Annotated in this window: 15 protein-coding genes; 10 read left to right on the forward strand and 5 right to left on the reverse strand. The window is 53.6% G+C overall.

The window, feature by feature from the left end; genetic code table 11:
• The first annotated feature begins 35 nt into the window (after positions 1–35).
• Positions 36–491 (forward strand): hypothetical protein, encoded by a 456-nt coding sequence (locus tag PUV47_RS00665; protein ID WP_274216517.1) that lies wholly within the window; start codon positions 36–38, stop codon positions 489–491.
• A 25-nt stretch (positions 492–516) separates the two neighbouring features.
• On the opposite strand, the gene PUV47_RS00670 is transcribed toward PUV47_RS00665, so the two are convergent.
• On the reverse strand, positions 517–813 hold the full coding sequence (locus PUV47_RS00670; RefSeq protein WP_274216518.1) for a hypothetical protein: 297 nt from the start codon (positions 811–813) through the stop codon (positions 517–519).
• 313 nt (positions 814–1126) lie between these two features.
• Between PUV47_RS00670 and rplM the strand changes: the two genes are divergently transcribed.
• Both rplM and rpsI read left to right on the forward strand, forming a co-directional pair.
• Positions 1127–1591 carry a 50S ribosomal protein L13 gene (gene rplM / locus PUV47_RS00675; protein ID WP_274216519.1) on the forward strand — a complete coding sequence of 155 codons (465 nt, stop codon included), beginning with the start codon at positions 1127–1129 and terminating at the stop codon, positions 1589–1591.
• A 3-nt stretch (positions 1592–1594) separates the two neighbouring features.
• Positions 1595–2071 carry a 30S ribosomal protein S9 gene (gene rpsI, locus PUV47_RS00680; RefSeq protein ID WP_274216520.1) on the forward strand — a complete coding sequence of 159 codons (477 nt, stop codon included), beginning with the start codon at positions 1595–1597 and terminating at the stop codon, positions 2069–2071.
• A 70-nt stretch (positions 2072–2141) separates the two neighbouring features.
• On the opposite strand, the gene PUV47_RS00685 is transcribed toward rpsI, so the two are convergent.
• The gene (locus tag PUV47_RS00685) at positions 2142–3104 is read right to left on the reverse strand and encodes an alpha/beta hydrolase family protein (protein ID WP_274216521.1); all 963 of its coding nucleotides are present in this window, start codon (positions 3102–3104) and stop codon (positions 2142–2144) included.
• A 236-nt stretch (positions 3105–3340) separates the two neighbouring features.
• On the opposite strand from PUV47_RS00685, the gene PUV47_RS00690 reads away from it, so the two are divergent.
• Positions 3341–4189: an FkbM family methyltransferase gene (locus PUV47_RS00690; protein WP_274216522.1), complete on the forward strand. Its 849-nt coding sequence runs from the start codon at positions 3341–3343 to the stop codon at positions 4187–4189.
• Positions 4190–4192: 3 nt separating this feature from the next.
• Here the strand turns inward: PUV47_RS00690 and PUV47_RS00695 are convergent, their stop codons facing one another.
• Both PUV47_RS00695 and PUV47_RS00700 read right to left on the reverse strand, forming a co-directional pair.
• Complete coding sequence (locus PUV47_RS00695) at positions 4193–4726, reverse strand: DUF6653 family protein (protein WP_274216523.1); 534 nt, start codon at positions 4724–4726, stop codon at positions 4193–4195.
• A gap of 154 nt (positions 4727–4880) precedes the next feature.
• On the reverse strand, positions 4881–6689 hold the full coding sequence (locus PUV47_RS00700) for a PHA/PHB synthase family protein (RefSeq protein WP_274216524.1): 1809 nt from the start codon (positions 6687–6689) through the stop codon (positions 4881–4883).
• 464 nt (positions 6690–7153) lie between these two features.
• On the opposite strand from PUV47_RS00700, the gene PUV47_RS00705 reads away from it, so the two are divergent.
• From PUV47_RS00705 to PUV47_RS00730, 6 genes are all read left to right on the forward strand, one after another.
• On the forward strand, positions 7154–7453 hold the full coding sequence (locus PUV47_RS00705; RefSeq protein WP_274216525.1) for a hypothetical protein: 300 nt from the start codon (positions 7154–7156) through the stop codon (positions 7451–7453).
• A 230-nt stretch (positions 7454–7683) separates the two neighbouring features.
• Positions 7684–8886, forward strand: coding sequence for an LL-diaminopimelate aminotransferase (locus tag PUV47_RS00710; protein WP_274216526.1), 1203 nt, complete (start codon positions 7684–7686; stop codon positions 8884–8886).
• Positions 8887–8922: 36 nt separating this feature from the next.
• Entirely contained in the window at positions 8923–10248 is a 1326-nt protein-coding gene (locus PUV47_RS00715) for a homoserine dehydrogenase (protein WP_274216527.1), read from the forward strand.
• Positions 10249–10291: 43 nt separating this feature from the next.
• Complete coding sequence (glpX, locus tag PUV47_RS00720) at positions 10292–11287, forward strand: class II fructose-bisphosphatase (protein ID WP_274216528.1); 996 nt, start codon at positions 10292–10294, stop codon at positions 11285–11287.
• A 94-nt stretch (positions 11288–11381) separates the two neighbouring features.
• On the forward strand, positions 11382–13226 hold the full coding sequence (recJ, locus tag PUV47_RS00725) for a single-stranded-DNA-specific exonuclease RecJ (RefSeq protein ID WP_274216529.1): 1845 nt from the start codon (positions 11382–11384) through the stop codon (positions 13224–13226).
• A 175-nt stretch (positions 13227–13401) separates the two neighbouring features.
• On the forward strand, positions 13402–13812 hold the full coding sequence (locus PUV47_RS00730) for a DUF423 domain-containing protein (RefSeq protein ID WP_274216530.1): 411 nt from the start codon (positions 13402–13404) through the stop codon (positions 13810–13812).
• Between the two features lie 111 nt (positions 13813–13923).
• On the opposite strand, the gene PUV47_RS00735 is transcribed toward PUV47_RS00730, so the two are convergent.
• Positions 13924–15984: a M3 family metallopeptidase gene (locus PUV47_RS00735; protein WP_274216532.1), complete on the reverse strand. Its 2061-nt coding sequence runs from the start codon at positions 15982–15984 to the stop codon at positions 13924–13926.
• Between the last annotated feature and the right edge of the window lie 47 nt (positions 15985–16031).

A 16031-nucleotide genomic window follows, 5' to 3' on the forward strand; every position in this document is an offset into this window, starting at 1 on the left:
GAGTTATGAGTACAATCTGGCGTTTCGGAGTGCGTATGGCCTTTTGGCCGTTTCGTGCGGTTTCCTGGTCTGCAAGTGGCCTCTACATCCTCTTTCTGGCGCTGAATGGCTTGCTGGTACTGGCCATGCCGTTGGTTTGGGATCTCTATATCCCTGAGGTGCCCCGTTACATGGCGGCATTCCGCGAGACATGGTTCTACCAAGAAACAGAAATTCTCAGCATGCCAGTGGTGTTTTCAACGCTGGTGTTCTTCAATCTGGTTCTGGCAAACAGCTTCACGACAACGGTGATAGGTAAGGGTAGCTGGGGGCTCTACATGCCGGTGTCCTACATGCCGATATCGTGGTCAGAGTTCCGCATCATGTTTCGGGGTGCGAGCTATTATCTGGCAGTTTTTGCATTGGACTGGATGGTTCATGACGCACCGTTTAACGCAGCGCTTCAGCAAGTAGCTGCGGTAGCCAGCGGTGTGATGGGCTTGTTTGTCTGAGGCCCAGAAGCCAGCGAAGGCAATGTCAGTTGGCTGGTCGGTCAACAGTATTGCTTGGTGCGTTTAGCAATGCAGTTGGGCAGCCTTCATGAAGGTGGCGCAGAATAGGGCTGTTCAAAGACATGTCACAGAGGGCCCAAATCTGCTTCTTGCCAATGCGCAGGCAAGTATGCTCGCCAATCTCAATCCGCTGCCCGCGATTGGTGCAATAGCATTCCGGATAGGAGTAGCCCTCTTTGGCAGGCGGCGGGCGGAAGATTTCTGCCGTCGCCGGGGCAGTGGACGCAATGAGGCACATGATGATGAGATGTCTCAGTTTCATCCGCATAGCTTAGCGCAGATTGCCCATGAAAGCCTACTTCACGATTTATGGAGTGTGATAACGGGTAAGGAATTAGGGGGCCCGTAGGTGGATAATGCCTCCAGAGGGTGTCAAAACGCATGGAAAAAGTGTGGTATTATAATACCATTTTTATAAGATGCTGATTTTAAATGGTTTTCGTTTGGGTACTGTTGAAATTTGTGCTTGACGCTCTGTCCGTTTGCGCGTATCACCCCATCCCGAAGAGGCACTCTGCTCTCGGGCGTTTCCAGTGCCTTGCCTGAATTTCAACTGTCCAACACGGTACAGAATAATGAAGACTCACTCTACCAAGGTGGCAGAGGTCGAGAAAAAGTGGATCTTGATCGACGCTGAAGGTGTTGTCGTTGGCCGTCTCGCGGCTTTCGTAGCAAACCGTCTGCGCGGCAAGCACAAGCCGACCTTCACACCACACATCGACGATGGCGACAACGTCATCATCGTGAACGCTGACAAGGTCGTCCTGACCGGCAAGAAGTACGAGAACAAGAAGTACTACTGGCACACAGGTCATCCAGGCGGCATCAAAGAGCGTACCGCTCGCGCAATCATCGAAGGTCGTTTCCCAGAACGCGTTCTGGAAAAGGCTGTTCAGCGCATGATGCCAGGTGGCCCACTCAGCAACAAGCAGCTGAAGAACCTGCGTGTATACGCTGGTAGTGAACATCCGCATGAAGCTCAGCAGCCTGAAACGGTTGACGTTAAGAGCATGAATGCCAAGAACGCAAAGAGGGCTTAATTTATGTCTGAGCTGCAGTCCCTAGAGGAACTGGGCGAAGCAATCGCCCCAACTGAGAACGACGCTCCTGTTCACGTTCAGAAGCTGGACGCTCAGGGCCGTGCCTACGCAACCGGTAAGCGTAAGGACGCAATCGCGCGTGTATGGATCAAGCCAGGCACCGGCAAAATCACCGTGAACAAAAAAGAGTTCAACGAATATTTTGCTCGTCCAGTGCTTCAGCTGATCCTGCGTCAGCCAATCATGCTGACTGACCGCGATGGCCAGTACGACATCACCGTCACCGTAACCGGTGGTGGTCTGTCCGGTCAGGCTGGTGCTGTTCGTCACGGCATCTCCAAGGCTCTGACCCACTACGAGCCAGAGCTGCGCAGCATCCTGAAGAAGGAAGGCTTCCTCACACGCGATAGCCGCGTTGTTGAGCGTAAGAAGTACGGCCGTGCAAAGGCACGTCGTTCCTTCCAGTTCTCCAAGCGTTAAGCTTCAAGAACTCTCGCAGATTTTCAAAAGGGCACCTTTCGGGTGCCCTTTTTTGTTGGTGCTCTCAAGATCAGTTTGAGAGAGCAGCATTCAGCCAGCTTTGTATGTCGGCAATGAGGTTCGGTAGGGCGGACGTGTTGTCATCCCGCTGGAAGTGGTGGCCCATGCCCTCATAGGCGAGATAGGTGATGTTGGTAGCGCCTTTGTGGCGGAGTTCAGAGATCATTTCGCCCGTGGCAGCAACATCTACATTTTTGTCTGCTGTACCTTGTACGATCAGGGTGGGGGTGCCCACGTCGCCCAGTATTTCCAGCTGATCGGCACTGAGGACCGAGTGCCACCATCTGTATCCATGAAGGCTCATGGATACCGGAAACGGCTTTCCCTCCAGGACTTGCGCCGCAAACTGGTTGAAGCCTTGTTTGGCCTGCTCATAGGCGTGCTCAGGCATTCCGGAATTTTTCATGCTCGCGAGCACATCATCTTTGAAAAAACGTCCGCCACCGTTGAGTGCTACGCTTGCGGACACATAGTCTGCTCTTGCAGCAATGATGTTCGCAATGACAGCGCCTTCACTTCCCCCCAATAGGACAATGTTCTCATAGGTAGCTCTTTCCGCGAGTTGATCGAGCACTTTTAGGTAGTCGGAAGTCCGCTGAGCGAGGCTATCATTCTGCAAATAGGCAGCGGGGCAGTCCTCCCTCTCGCCACTGCGATCCCATGGAAGGTGCGATGTAATGCCATATTTCTCAATGGTCAGAACATCTGCACCGGGTAGAACCTCTGAGAACTTTTGATTGATCAGGGTGTTGTGCGCGACGCTGTTGCAGTCAGAGCCTTGTATCAAAACAAGTAGGTCAGCCTTGGCTTCCTTCTGGCTGCGTTCCAGATACATCGTGATCTGTGAGCCATCTTCTCGCTTCAGATCCAATTCAGTGGCCGCGGTTGCTGAGACGGTAAACAGTGCCGCGGTTGCTGAGACGGTAAACAGTGCCGCGAAGGCGGAGGCCGCAGCGTGCCAATGGCGTTTCATGGGAACTCACTATGTTGCGATGACGTTTTACGGAAGTGATTCAAATCGAAATGTAGCTAGAAGTTGTGCTCGGAATGAGGTCAGTGTTTTGGTGGGTATTACATGCACTAAAACAGAGGAAATATTGCGGTCTTCATTCTGTCCATCGGGTTTCACTCCAATAATCGGGAGTATTTTGTTGCTCCGAAAGCTGGCAATACTGATAGGGTATGAGGTTGTATAGCGCGGAGAGCATATTGCGTCGGTTTTTATCCGCTTTGGTTTGGGCTGTTGCGTCTCAAGGGCACTCCCGCCGTCTGGTGGAGTACTGCTTGAAGCTTGACCCGGAGAACACGGCCGCGCTCAGGCAGCTTTATCTTATGGTTCATCCTGAATCCCATCTTGTGTCCAAGTTTGAGAGCGGTCTTTTACTAGGCCTGGAGAGTGAGCGCTTCGCAGCTCTTGCCGAGAGGCATCACGGGGAGACACGAGCTGAGATTTTTCAGGATCTCGTCTATTTTGCGCACTGCCCTGAGTCCATGCAACGTCCGGGATACTTCGTTGAAGTTGGGTTAGGCGATGGCGTGAATTCCTCCAATACCTACTTTATGGAGCATACGTTGGGATGGCGTGGTTTGCTGATTGAACCCAATCCAACTGTGACGGAGGCAATTCGTAGTCGCCGCATTGCGCCACTTGATCCGCGTGCCGCATGGCACACAGACGATGAAGTGATGGAGTTTCTTGCTGTGGAAGGGGTTCAGCTATCTACCTTACTGCCCTTTGCGGAAGATGATCATCACACGCGTACTGGAAAGATCATGGAGGTTCAAACGGTTCGTTTGGAAACGGTCTTGAAAGAAAACAATGCGCCTGATGCAATAGATTTCTTGAGCGTCGACACCGAGGGAAGCGAGATCCACGTTCTGGAAGGCATTGATTTTGCTCGCCGAGAATTTGAGTTCATATGCGTTGAGCATAACTACGTCCCGGAAAAGCGGGAGGCCGTCGCACGCTTCTTGAACGAGCGCGGCTACAATCCCGTATGGCCGCATCTGTCCAAATTCGATGCATGGTTCATCAATCGAAAACTGCAGAAAAATTGAGTGTCAGGAGCGGGAGATGGCGTTGGTCTTTTTCGCCGTGGTTGGCGAGTTGTCGTTTTCCGGAGTTCTAAGCCATGACTTGTAAACCGGGTGAGCGTTTTGCATCTCGCCGTAAAGCTTCACCATTACATTGAGGAAGGTGAATTTCGCTCCGTATGTGAGCAGGACGCCCGCGATTGTCATGGTGATCTCGTTTCCGACTGCACCAATGATTGCCATTAGAAAACCAAGGCCTGACAGAAGGGATAAAGCTATCGCTTTGCCATTGATCTTTGCAGGGATTGGAACAGCACGCTGATTGAGCCAAATCCGCTCGCCGAAGGTCGCTTTTGCGTGCCAAGTATCCGTGCGCCTGGGGGGATTGAACAAGCGTGGATTAGCCCACAACCAGAACACAACCGCCAGCAACATGGCTGTCGACCACACCCAGCCGACAGTGGTGTGAAGCCAGATGGCTGCAACGAGGACCGGAAGTGTAGCTGCGCGAGACCATACGCTCCATCCGCTTGCGTGGCGTTCCCAAGTCCTGTCGTTCATGCCGAGTAGTTTGATTTGCCCGACAGGGAGCTGTTGTTTGCTTTTGTCAAAAGGCTGCTTGGGGGCGCGCAACACCAGAAGAACCTCATCTTTAAACTATGCTCGGCGGGTGCCGTTGGATGGAAGCCCCGCGCATAACGCGGGGCAATTGCCTCTAGGCCCTTACCTTAACATAGCTTCCCGGCGCGTCCTCCAAAATTTTGGTACGTCTTGCGCCCGGTTTGCGGGCTTTCACCAGAGTGTCGTCCTGAGTCTGGATCCACTGCTGCCAGTGGGGCCACCATGAGCCGGGATGTTCATCTGCCGAGTCGAGCCACGCGTTGATGTCTTCCATAAGGCCTTTGTTGGTCCAGTACTGATACTTGTTCTTAGCGGGTGGGTTCACCACCCCGGCAATGTGGCCGGACCCTGCGAGTACATATTCGACCGGGCCGCCAAAACAATGAGAGCCTTTAAGGACTGACTTTGCCGGTGCGATGTGATCCTCTCGGGTGGCCAGATTATAGACCGGAACAGACACGTCTTTCAGGTCAACTTTCACCCCGTCAATCTCCAGTTCGCCCTTTGCGAGATTGTTCGTCAGATAGCAGTTTCTCAGGTAGAATGAGTGGTTTGCAGCTGGCATGCGGGTGGCGTCGGAGTTCCAGTAGAGCAGATCAAACGGGAAGGGCTCCTTGCCGCGAATGTAGTTATTGATCACGTAGGGCCAGATAAGATCGTTGGAGCGAAGCATGTTGAAGGCGGTCGCCATTTTACTTCCGTCCAGATACCCCTGTTTGTTCATGCGATCTTCAAGGACCTTGATCTGATCCTCATCCACGAAGACCTTCAGGTCTCCGGCATAAGTAAAGTCAACCTGAGTTGTCAGGAAGGTTGCGCTGGCGATACGTTCTGCCTCACCCTTGTGGGCCAGATAAGCGAGCGTGACAGCCAGCAAAGTGCCGCCCACGCAGTAGCCGACGGCGTTTACACTGTCTTGCTGGGTGGTCTTCTTGATTGTATCGAGCGCCATGAAGATGCCTTCCTTCATGTAGTGCTCGAAGCTCTTTTTCGCCTGACGTTCGTCCGGATTGACCCATGAGATCACGAAGACCGTGTGGCCTTGTTCCACCATCCATTTGATGAATGACTTCTCCTCATTCAAATCCAGAATGTAGTACTTGTTGATCCAAGGTGGCACGACAAGGAGAGGGCGCTTGAACACTTGCTCGGTTACAGGTTCATACTGAATAAGCTGGCACACGTCGTTCTCGGCAATCACCTTGCCGGGGGTGTTTGCGACGTTCTTGCCGATCTCGAAGCTGGTAGGGTCAGACTGGCGCAGCTTTACTTCGCCGTTGCCTGCCTTGATGTCTTCCGTCAGCAGCTCCATTCCGCGTACCAGATTTTCACCGTTGCAAGACATGGTCTCACGCAACAGCTCTGGGTTGGTTAGGATGAAGTTGGAGGGCGACATGGCGTTGGTAATCTGGCGGACATAAAATGCAGCCTTGTGGCGGGTGTGATCGTCAAGGTCCGTCGCGCCATCGACAAGGTGTTCCGCCCATTCTGTTGTCTGAAGATACATCTGTTTGACAAAGTCAAAGAACTGGTTCTCGTCCCATTCTGTGTCTTTGAAACGCTTGTCTCGAGGGGACGGGGAGATGGCAGGTTGCGATGGTTCCCCGGCCATCCGTTTGAGCGTATTGTTCCAGATCTGCATATAGCCAGCCCACAATCGTGTCTGGGCCTCAATAGCGCGTGCCGGATCTTTCATCCAGTACTCGCCGACCTCGGCAAGTGTCTTTACTGCCAACCCCAACTCTTCCGGGGTTTCGTCTCGCACCTGTCCTTTTTCGCGCGGCTCAAGATATGCTGCCAGCGCTTTCCCGCCTTGCTCTGCGATCTTGGTCAGATTGCGCGCAAACTCCTCGGGGTTATTAAAAATGTATTGCAATAATGGATTGTTCTGCTCGTTGGACATCTGCTTCGATTTTCCCCATAGCCAACTGCCTCACGTAAATGCGGGTGCTATTCCTCCCTTGCCGCGCAGGAATGAGAACGCGCGCACTGTCGGTATTCCGAAACTGAGTGATCTTCTTCTTTTTATAATGCCAAATTATAGGGGCTTTGACGCAAAGATGCGATTTGCTTTTAGTTGAATGTTCCGGAGCGTCGATGGGAATGGGTGCGCAGTAGACACATGGTTTACAGGCAAATGGACTTCATTTCTCGTCTGTTAGGTATATTTATCGATTATAAATATTTGATGCGTATTTTATGTAATTGGTTGCTTTGAGACGTTTGCACTTCCCATCAGTCTAGGGTAAGAGCATGACGTCTGTTTGAAGGGTTGCAGAAGTTAATAGGCATCACCTTTCAGTGTAAAATCAAAAACAAGTTTGGTCTGCGGGGAGACCACGTGGTCCTCAAAGGTAAAAAAACGCAATGAAACGTGTGTGCAAACTCCTGCCAGTAATTGGCCTCCTCAGCTTGCTGGGCGCTTGTGCGTTTGGCGAGTCCATGACTGTTTATGAAGCGTTGGAGCCAACAGCTGCACAACGAGCTTCCGTGTTATCCGACGAGCAGCGCGCAACGCTGATGTCCCAAGAGCAGCGTTTGGCCACTGAAAGCCAGCTCCTTGCGATTTCTGCAGAGAACAAGCGCCGCGCTCAAGAAGCACAAACACCTACCTCCGATATTGAAGAGCTGAAGGCGATTGCATCCCAAGGAAGCGAAGCCCAGTAGGGGATGGTTTAGTTCACCTGCTAAGAACTAGCCTTTTGTCTTATGTTCTGCAAACGCCCGCCTTTGTGCGGGCGTTTGCGTGCTGATATATTGAAAAAATGCTGCTGGAAGAACGCTAAAAGCCATGCAAATCTTCCGTACACCTGCTACATACCTGCCCATCAGCTCAATGATTCAAGCGATGATTTGCCAGTCGCAAGGAAACAGATACAGAAAGTGAGGCTCTTGGCATGGACGACTTTCACAAGACTCGCAGGCTTCCGCCCTATGTCTTTGAACAGGTCAATCGTCTGAAAGCCAAGGCGCGAGCGGGTGGCGCTGACATCATCGATATGGGTATGGGCAACCCCGACCTGCCTACTCCAAAGCACATTGTCGAAAAACTGACCGAGACGGTTCAAAACCCGCGCACGCATCGTTACTCCGCGTCCAAAGGCATCCCTGGTCTTCGCCGTGCACAAGCTGCCTATTACGGCCGCCGTTTTGGAGTAAAGCTGGACCCAGAAACACAGGTCGTCGCGACCCTGGGGTCCAAGGAAGGTTTTGCTAACATGGCACAGGCCATCACCGCACCGGGTGATGTCGTGCTCGTTCCAAACCCAAGCTATCCCATTCACGCCTTTGGTTTTTTGATGGCAGGAGGCGCGTTGCGCTCCATTCCCGCTGAACCGGGCCCAGAGGTTTTTGAGGCGCTTGAGCGCGCAGTCATTCACTCCATTCCCAAGCCCATAGCTGTGGTGTTGTGTTATCCGGCCAACCCGACCGCTTACTGCGCGGATTTGGAATTCTACCGAGATGTGGTTGCTTTCGCTCGGAAACACGAAATCTTTGTTCTTTCCGACCTTGCCTATTCAGAGATCTACTTCGGAGACACCCCGCCGCCATCAATTCTGCAAGTGCCGGGTGCAATGGATGTGGCCGTCGAGTTCACATCCTTGTCGAAGACGTTCTCCATGCCTGGATGGCGCATGGGTTTTGCCGTCGGCAACGAACGACTTATTGGTGCTTTGGCCCGCGTTAAGTCCTACCTCGATTATGGAGCGTTCACGCCTATTCAGGTTGCAGCCTCTGCTGCACTGAATGGTCCTGAAGACTGCATCGTCGAAATGCGGGAGACTTATCGCAAGCGCCGCGATGTATTGGTTGATGCCTTTGCACGTGCTGGCTGGGCCATACCTGCGCCGGAAGCGAGCATGTTTGCTTGGGCTCCCATTCCTGAGCAGTTCCAAAAGTTTGGCTCGCTTGAGTTTTCCAAGCTGCTCATTGAGAAAGCCGACCTTGCGGTTGCGCCGGGTATTGGCTTTGGTGAGCATGGCGAGGGTTTTGTGCGTATTGGTCTTGTCGAGAACGAGCAGCGCATCCGGCAAGCTGCAAGAAACTTGCGCCGCTTCTTTGAAACATCTTCTATCGGCCATAACAGCGGTACCGAATAAGATACTAGAAAAACGCTAAGGATAGAGGCTTAGACAATGCAGAATTGTTTGCGGGTGGGCGTAGCAGGTTTGGGCACCGTGGGTGCTTCTGTTGTGCGCATCGTCAAAGCGAAAGCCAAACAACTCGAAAACCGCTCTGGACGTCCCATTGAAGTCACGGCTGTAAGTGCACGCAGTCGGTCAAAGGATCGCGGGGTCGACCTTTCCAATCTTGAATGGTTCGACGATCCGGTCGCGCTCGCCAAGTCTTCCTCCATCGATGTTTTCGTGGAACTCATCGGTGGAGACAGTGGTTCAGCCGAGGAGAGCGTGCGGGCGGCGATTGAAGCGGGCAAACATGTGGTTACGGCCAACAAGGCCCTGCTCGCAAAACATGCGGTTTCTCTTTCCCGTTTGGCGGAAGAGAAGGGCGTGAGCTTGAATTATGAAGCAGCGGTTGCTGGCGGTATTCCGATTGTGAAGACCATGCGTGAAAGCCTTGCGGGCAACTCTGTTTCCCGCGTCTATGGCATCATGAATGGGACTTGCAACTACATCCTAACCCGCATGGAGCAGGAGGGGCTTTCCTTCGCTGAATGTTTGGCGGATGCGCAGCGTCTTGGATATGCAGAAGCTGATCCAACCTTTGACATTGAGGGTTTTGACACAGCACACAAGCTGTCCCTGCTGACAAGTCTTGCATTTGGGTGTGAGGTCGACAGCGAATCCATCTACGTGGAAGGCATCACTTCCATCACGACGGAAGATATTCAAGCGGCCGATGAGCTTGGCTATCGTATCAAGCTCTTGGGTGTGGCGCAGCGAACGGATACAGGCGTTGAGCAGCGTGTTCATCCAACCATGGTACCCAAGCACTCAGCGATTGCACGCATTGATGGTGTGTTGAACGCGGTCGCTGTTGATGGCGATGCGGTGGGCGAGGTTGTGCTGGTCGGGCCGGGCGCGGGCGGTGATGCAACCGCCTCATCGGTTATCTCTGACATTGCCGATATTGCGCGCGAAGATGGCATGCCCGTCTTTGGACAAGCCGCGAAAACTCTAGAGCCCTATACGAAAGCGCGGATGCGCTTGCATGAAGGTGGGTACTATATTCGCCTTGCGGTGGATGACCGTCCAGGCGCATTCGCTGTGATTGCGCAGCGCATGGCGGAAAAGAACATTTCACTTCAATCCATTGTGCAGAACCGCCGCGAACCTGGCTCACACGAGGCAGGAGCGCTGGAAACGGCGGAGCCCCAGCCGGTCATTCTCATCACGCATGAGACCACTGAGCTGGCCATTCGCGAAGCGTTGGAACTGATTGCCGCTGAAAAGGTGACAGTAGGCGCTCCGCAGATGCTGCGAATTGAAAAACTGGACTAACGCTGGTGCGAGAAGCGCTGGTGATCTGAACTTGAGGGTTTAAATGGCTGATAGTCAAGCGGACGATGATTTCGTAATGGATCGCATTCTGACGCTGGAACTGGCACGTGTAACTGAGCGTGCAGCAGTTTCAGCTGCAAGACTGCGGGGTCGGGGGGACGAAAAGGCCGCAGACCAGGCTGCAGTGGACGCTATGCGCCGCGAGCTCAATCAGCTTCCAATTGATGGCACCGTGGTTATCGGTGAAGGGGAGCGTGACGAGGCGCCAATGCTCTATATTGGCGAGAAGGTGGGAAACAAGAACGGCGACAAGGTCGATATCGCGCTTGATCCGCTGGAAGGTACCACCATTTGTGCGAAGAACATGCCGAATTCCATCGCGGTAATCGCGATGGCACCAGAGGGCGACCTTCTAAACGCACCGGACAGCTACATGTCCAAGATTGCGATCGGCCCGGGTTATCCTGTTGGTACGATCAACCTTGACGATCCAATCGAGAAGAATCTGGAGCGTGTAGCCAAGGCCAAGGGCGTTTCCGTTTCCGATGTTACGGTTTGCGTGTTGGACCGTCCACGTCACGCCAAGCTCATCGACGACATTCGTGCAACCGGCGCTTCCATCTATTTGATTGGTGACGGTGACGTTGCAGGCATCATTCACACCACCAATCCGGAAGAGACCGGTATCGACCTATATGTTGGTATTGGTGGTGCTCCAGAAGGTGTTCTGGCTGCTGCAGCCCTGCGCTGCATCGGTGGTCAGATGGAAGGTCGTTTGGTCATCACCCGTGATGAGCAGGTGGAACGTGCCAAGCGAATGGGCATTGACGACATTAATCGCAAGTACACCCTGGAAGAAATGGCTGGCGGCGACGTGATCTTCGCGGCAACCGGTGTTACGGACGGCAATTTCCTCAAGGGCGTCAAGTTCGGTCGCAACCATATCACCACCCACACGGTTGTGATGCGTTCCACTACGGGCACTGTGCGCTACATCTCTGCGCAGCACTCCCATCTGGACAAGTTTCATCTAGACTGATTTTCACCAGTCTTATTCAACAGGTTCAGCGGGCGGACCCTTTGAGTGTTCGCCCGTTTGCTTTTTTGACCGGAATCACCACAGCCTGATAGTCATGACAGCGACCAGTCTAAGCGATGCAAACGAACGACGGACCGTTCTTGGTGTAACCCGCTCTTCAGCAGGGCGCATTTGGCGAGAGCGCATTGATGGCACACAGAATGCGCAAGCGCTTGCGTTGTCTCAGCGCACCGGCCTGCCTGATGTAGTGGGGAAGGTGCTGATCGGGCGCGACGTTGGTCTTGAAGAAGCAGATCGCTTTTTAGACCCGTCCCTCAAGGATCTGATGCCGGATCCTTCCAGCCTGCAGGATATGGACAAGGCAGCAACCCGGATCGCTGATGCGCTGCATGCCGGAACACCGCTTGCAGTCTTTGGCGATTATGACGTGGATGGCGCAACATCTACGGCGCTTTTGCTACGCTATTTCCGTGCGTTGAATGTCGAGCCTCAGTTCTATATTCCAGACCGGATCATTGATGGCTACGGCCCGAATCCAACAGCGATTTCGCAGCTCCATGACGGTGGTGCGCGCCTTTTGATCACAGTTGACTGCGGCAGTACCTCGTTTGAAGCTTTTGACGAGGCGCGCCGTGTGGGGCTGGAAGTGGTGGTTATTGACCACCATCAGGTGGGTGAAACCTTCCCGGATGTTACCGCACTGGTGAACCCAAACCGTCAGGATGATCTGTCTGGTCAAGGGCATCTCGCCGCCGTCGGCGTGACCTTCCTGTTCCTGGTGGCGTTAAACCGCGAACTGCGCAAGCGTGGGGTAACCAACCTTCCTGACCTGATGGCCCTGTTGGATCTGGTCGCTCTGGGGACTGTATGTGATGTGGTGCCTTTGAAGGGCCTGAACCGCGCTTATGTGGTCAAGGGGCTTCAGGTCATGCACCAGCGTCGCAATGTCGGCCTTGCCGCTCTTGCCGATATCTCCCGCGTGAATGGCAAACCAACGCCGTATCATCTTGGCTTCATGCTTGGTCCACGAATCAATGCTGGAGGGCGCATTGGAGATTCCGCGCTTGGAGCGAAGCTGCTTGTCAGCGGATCTCGTGAAGAAGCAGAGCACATCGCAGCAACGCTGGAGCGCCTCAATCAGGAGCGTCAGGCAATTGAAGCGATCATGCTTGAGGAAGGTGAAGGTCAGGCTTTTCAAAAACTTGATGCCAATGGAGAACCGCCAGCCATCCTTCTTACCGGGGCAGACAACTGGCATCCGGGCGTAGTGGGTCTCATTGCTTCCCGCCTCAAGGAGCGCTATCGCCGTCCATCCTTTGCCATTGCATTTAATGAAGAGGGAGTAGGCACAGGCTCAGGACGCTCAATCACCGGTGTGGATCTGGGTGCAGCTGTGAGAGCGGCCGTTGAAGCGGGCTTGCTGGAGAAGGGCGGTGGTCACGCCATGGCTGCCGGCCTGACAGTAAAACGAGAGAAGCTAGCCGAGGTTGAAGCATTTTTGTCCGCTCAGTTGTCAGAGGCGGTTGGCATTGCCGCTCAGGATCATGAATTGACCATAGATGGTGTGCTTGCACCGAGTGGAGCAACTCTGGACCTTTTGGAAACACTTGAGCGTGCGGGCCCTTACGGGGCATCTCACCCGGAACCCATCTTTGCTTTTCCCTCAGTGAGAATTAAGTACGCGGATGTTATTGGAAAAGGTCATGTTCGTGTGACAATCGCTACCAATGATGGAGGGAATCTGAAGGCAATTGCGTTCAAGGCTGAAGATCAACCTCTTGGGCGGGCTTTGCTTGAGGCACGGGGCAAGAACCTTCATTTGGCTGGTGTGCTCTCCATTGACACGTGGCAAGGGCAGGCGAAAGCCCAGTTGCGTATTCTGGATGCCGCAGATCCAACAACATCAACTTTGGCTCGCATGACGGGTGGGCTAAAGTAAGCGTATCGTGTTTTTCAGTACCCATGAGTAGCGTTTACGTATCTCTCTCCCCAAGGCTTAGGGAAGCGAGATATGAAGCGTTGATTTCGTTTATGCTCTGGACCTTACTGGTAAGGTTGATGGCAGACTCATTTTCGGCGTTCAATGGAGTGAACGCCGCACGCTAGGGGGCACTATGGAACAACCCAGAGAGATCGAGACATCCGGCGGGCTCGGGCTGGGTCTGGCACTTGGCGGGGCAAGTGGCGTGATTTCCATCCTGTCGGCGGCAGCATCTTCGCATGGTGTCGGCGCGCAGCTGCTCTCCACCATCTCGCAGATGACCATGCTTCATGCTGGCGCATTTATCGCTCTTGGACTTGCACTGGCATTCACTCGCTCAAGATTGCTCGGATTTGCACTGCTGATCATTTTTGCCGGACTAGGGCTCTTCTGCGGTGATCTGGCCTTCCGGTTTTTCTCCGGAACACGGCTGTTTCCCATGGCAGCGCCAACGGGTGGCTTCATGATGATCATGGGGTGGCTGTTGGTTTTTCTGGTCGGTCTGGCGCGGGTCTTTGGCGTCTCCGGCAAGTCGAGAACCTAAAAAAAAAGCGAGAGGGGTGGGGCCCAGCTCGCTTTAAAGTTTGGTGCATCAGTAGAGGCGCGGACAAGTCAGCGCCCGGATGTACCTTGCAGATTCTTACTTGCGCGAGGCTTAAGCTGGCACCTCGGTTTCCGCGAGACCGCGCCCCTTTAGAAGGGGCTCAATGCTTGGCATTTTGCCACGGAAATCCAGATAGGCTTGTTCTGGAGACTGCTTTCCACCCGCTGAGTAGATGGCGGTCAGAAGGCGCTGCGCGGTTTCCGGATGGAACGGATCACCAGCTTCCTTGAATGCTTCGAACGCATCTGCATCCATTACCTCAGACCAGATGTAGCTGTAGTAGCCAGCCGAATAGCCATCGCCTGCAAACGCGTGGGCTAGGTGCGGCGTGCGGTGGCGCATGATGATCTGTGATGGCATGTCTATGCGCTCCAGCACCTCCTTTTCGAAGGTTTGCGGGTCAAGGTCATCCTTTGCTTCGCTATGGATCGCCATATCAACCATCGCAGTTGCAAGATACTCCACTGTTGCAAAGCCTTGATTGAAGTTTGCTGCCGCCAGCAACTTGTCCAGAAGAGCCTGTGGTATGGGTTCTCCTGTCTTGTAGTGAACGGCAAAACGTTCAAGAACCTCTGGCTCTGACAACCAATGCTCATAGAGCTGAGAGGGGAGTTCCACGAAGTCGCGAGACACGCTGGTGCCCGAAATCACCGGATACGTTACGTCCGAGAGCAAACCATGGAGCGCGTGGCCGAACTCGTGAAACAGAGTACGGGCATCGTCAAAGGTCAGCAGGGTCTGCGCGCCTTCGGGGGCCTTCGAGAAGTTCATGACGTTGACGATGATGGGCGCGACATCTCCGTTGGTGCGGTGTTGTTTTCGGAATGCACTCATCCAAGCGCCGGACCGTTTCGAAGTGCGGGCGAAGTAGTCGCCAATAAAAATGCCGCGATGGCTGCCATCAGCGTTCAGCACTTCGTAAACACGGATGTCGGGGTGGTAGCGGTCCACATCGCTGATCTCCTTAAAGGAGATGCCAAACAAGCGGTTTGCTGTGTAGAAGGCCGCCTCAATCATCTTGTCGAGTTGGAAGTAGGGTTTGATCTCTTCCTCGTCCAGCTCGTGTTTCTTCTGGCGCACCTTTTCAGAGTAGTAGCGCCAGTCCCAAGGAGCGATTTCCAGGTTATCTCCTTGTGATTGCGCCATTTCCTGAAGGTCCGCTGCTTCTTCAAGGGCGCGAGCGCGTGCTGGCTTCCAGATGTTCTCCAGAAGGTCAGTTACCGCGGCAGGTGTTTTTGCCATGGTGTCGTCCAGCTTGAACGCAGCAAAACTGTCAAAACCGAGCAGTTTGGCTCGTTCCTGGCGCAGGGCAACAGTTTCCTTGATAATCTCCAGATTGCTGGTGTCGCCTGGCTTTTCTCCGCGGCTGGCCCACGCTTTGAATGCGGTCTCGCGCAAATCGCGGCGTTTTGAAAACTGCAGGAACGGTTCAATGGAAGACCGGGAAAGGGTGATGACATAGGCACCTTCGTCTCCCCGCTCGGTCGCTGCTTCCTTGGCAGCATCAATGAGGAACTGAGGCAAGCCCTCAATATCTGCTTCGGTTTTCAGAACCAGCTTGTAGTCTGCTTCGTCAGCCAGAACGTTTTGCGCAAACTGAGTACCCAGTGTGGCCAAGCGTTGCGTGATTTCGGCCATGCGTTTTTTTGAGGCCTCATCAAGGCCTGCACCCGCGCGTGTGAAGCTGACCATATAGCGTTCGACAACACGTTTTTGTTCTGCATCAAGCCCCATAGAGCCAATGTTGTCGGAGAGGCTTTTGATGCGGGCAAAGATATCCGCATTCAAAAGGATCTTGGAGCTGTGCGCCGCCAGTTTGGGAGCTACATCGCGCTCCGTTGCCTGAAGTGTGGGATTGGTATGAGAACCGGAGAGATTGAAGAAAACAGAAGCAACTTGAGTGAGTTCTCGGCCAGCTGTCTCTAGCGCAAGAATGGTGTTCTCGAAGCTTGGTGCATCGATGTTTGCTGCTATGGCAGCAACATCTTCTTCCGCTTTCTGCAATGCCTCATCAAAGGCTTTGGAGAAGTCATCGGAGTTGAATTTTGAAAAGGGAGGGAGACCAAACGGTGTATCCCACTCTGCAAGCAGGATGGAGCTGCCTTCGCTCATTTATATTCTCCGGAGATTTGAAATTCTTACCCGGTGAATATGGTTGT

It is taken from the genome of Pseudovibrio exalbescens (assembly GCF_028737195.1).
Classification (GTDB): domain Bacteria; phylum Pseudomonadota; class Alphaproteobacteria; order Rhizobiales; family Stappiaceae; genus Pseudovibrio; species Pseudovibrio zosterae.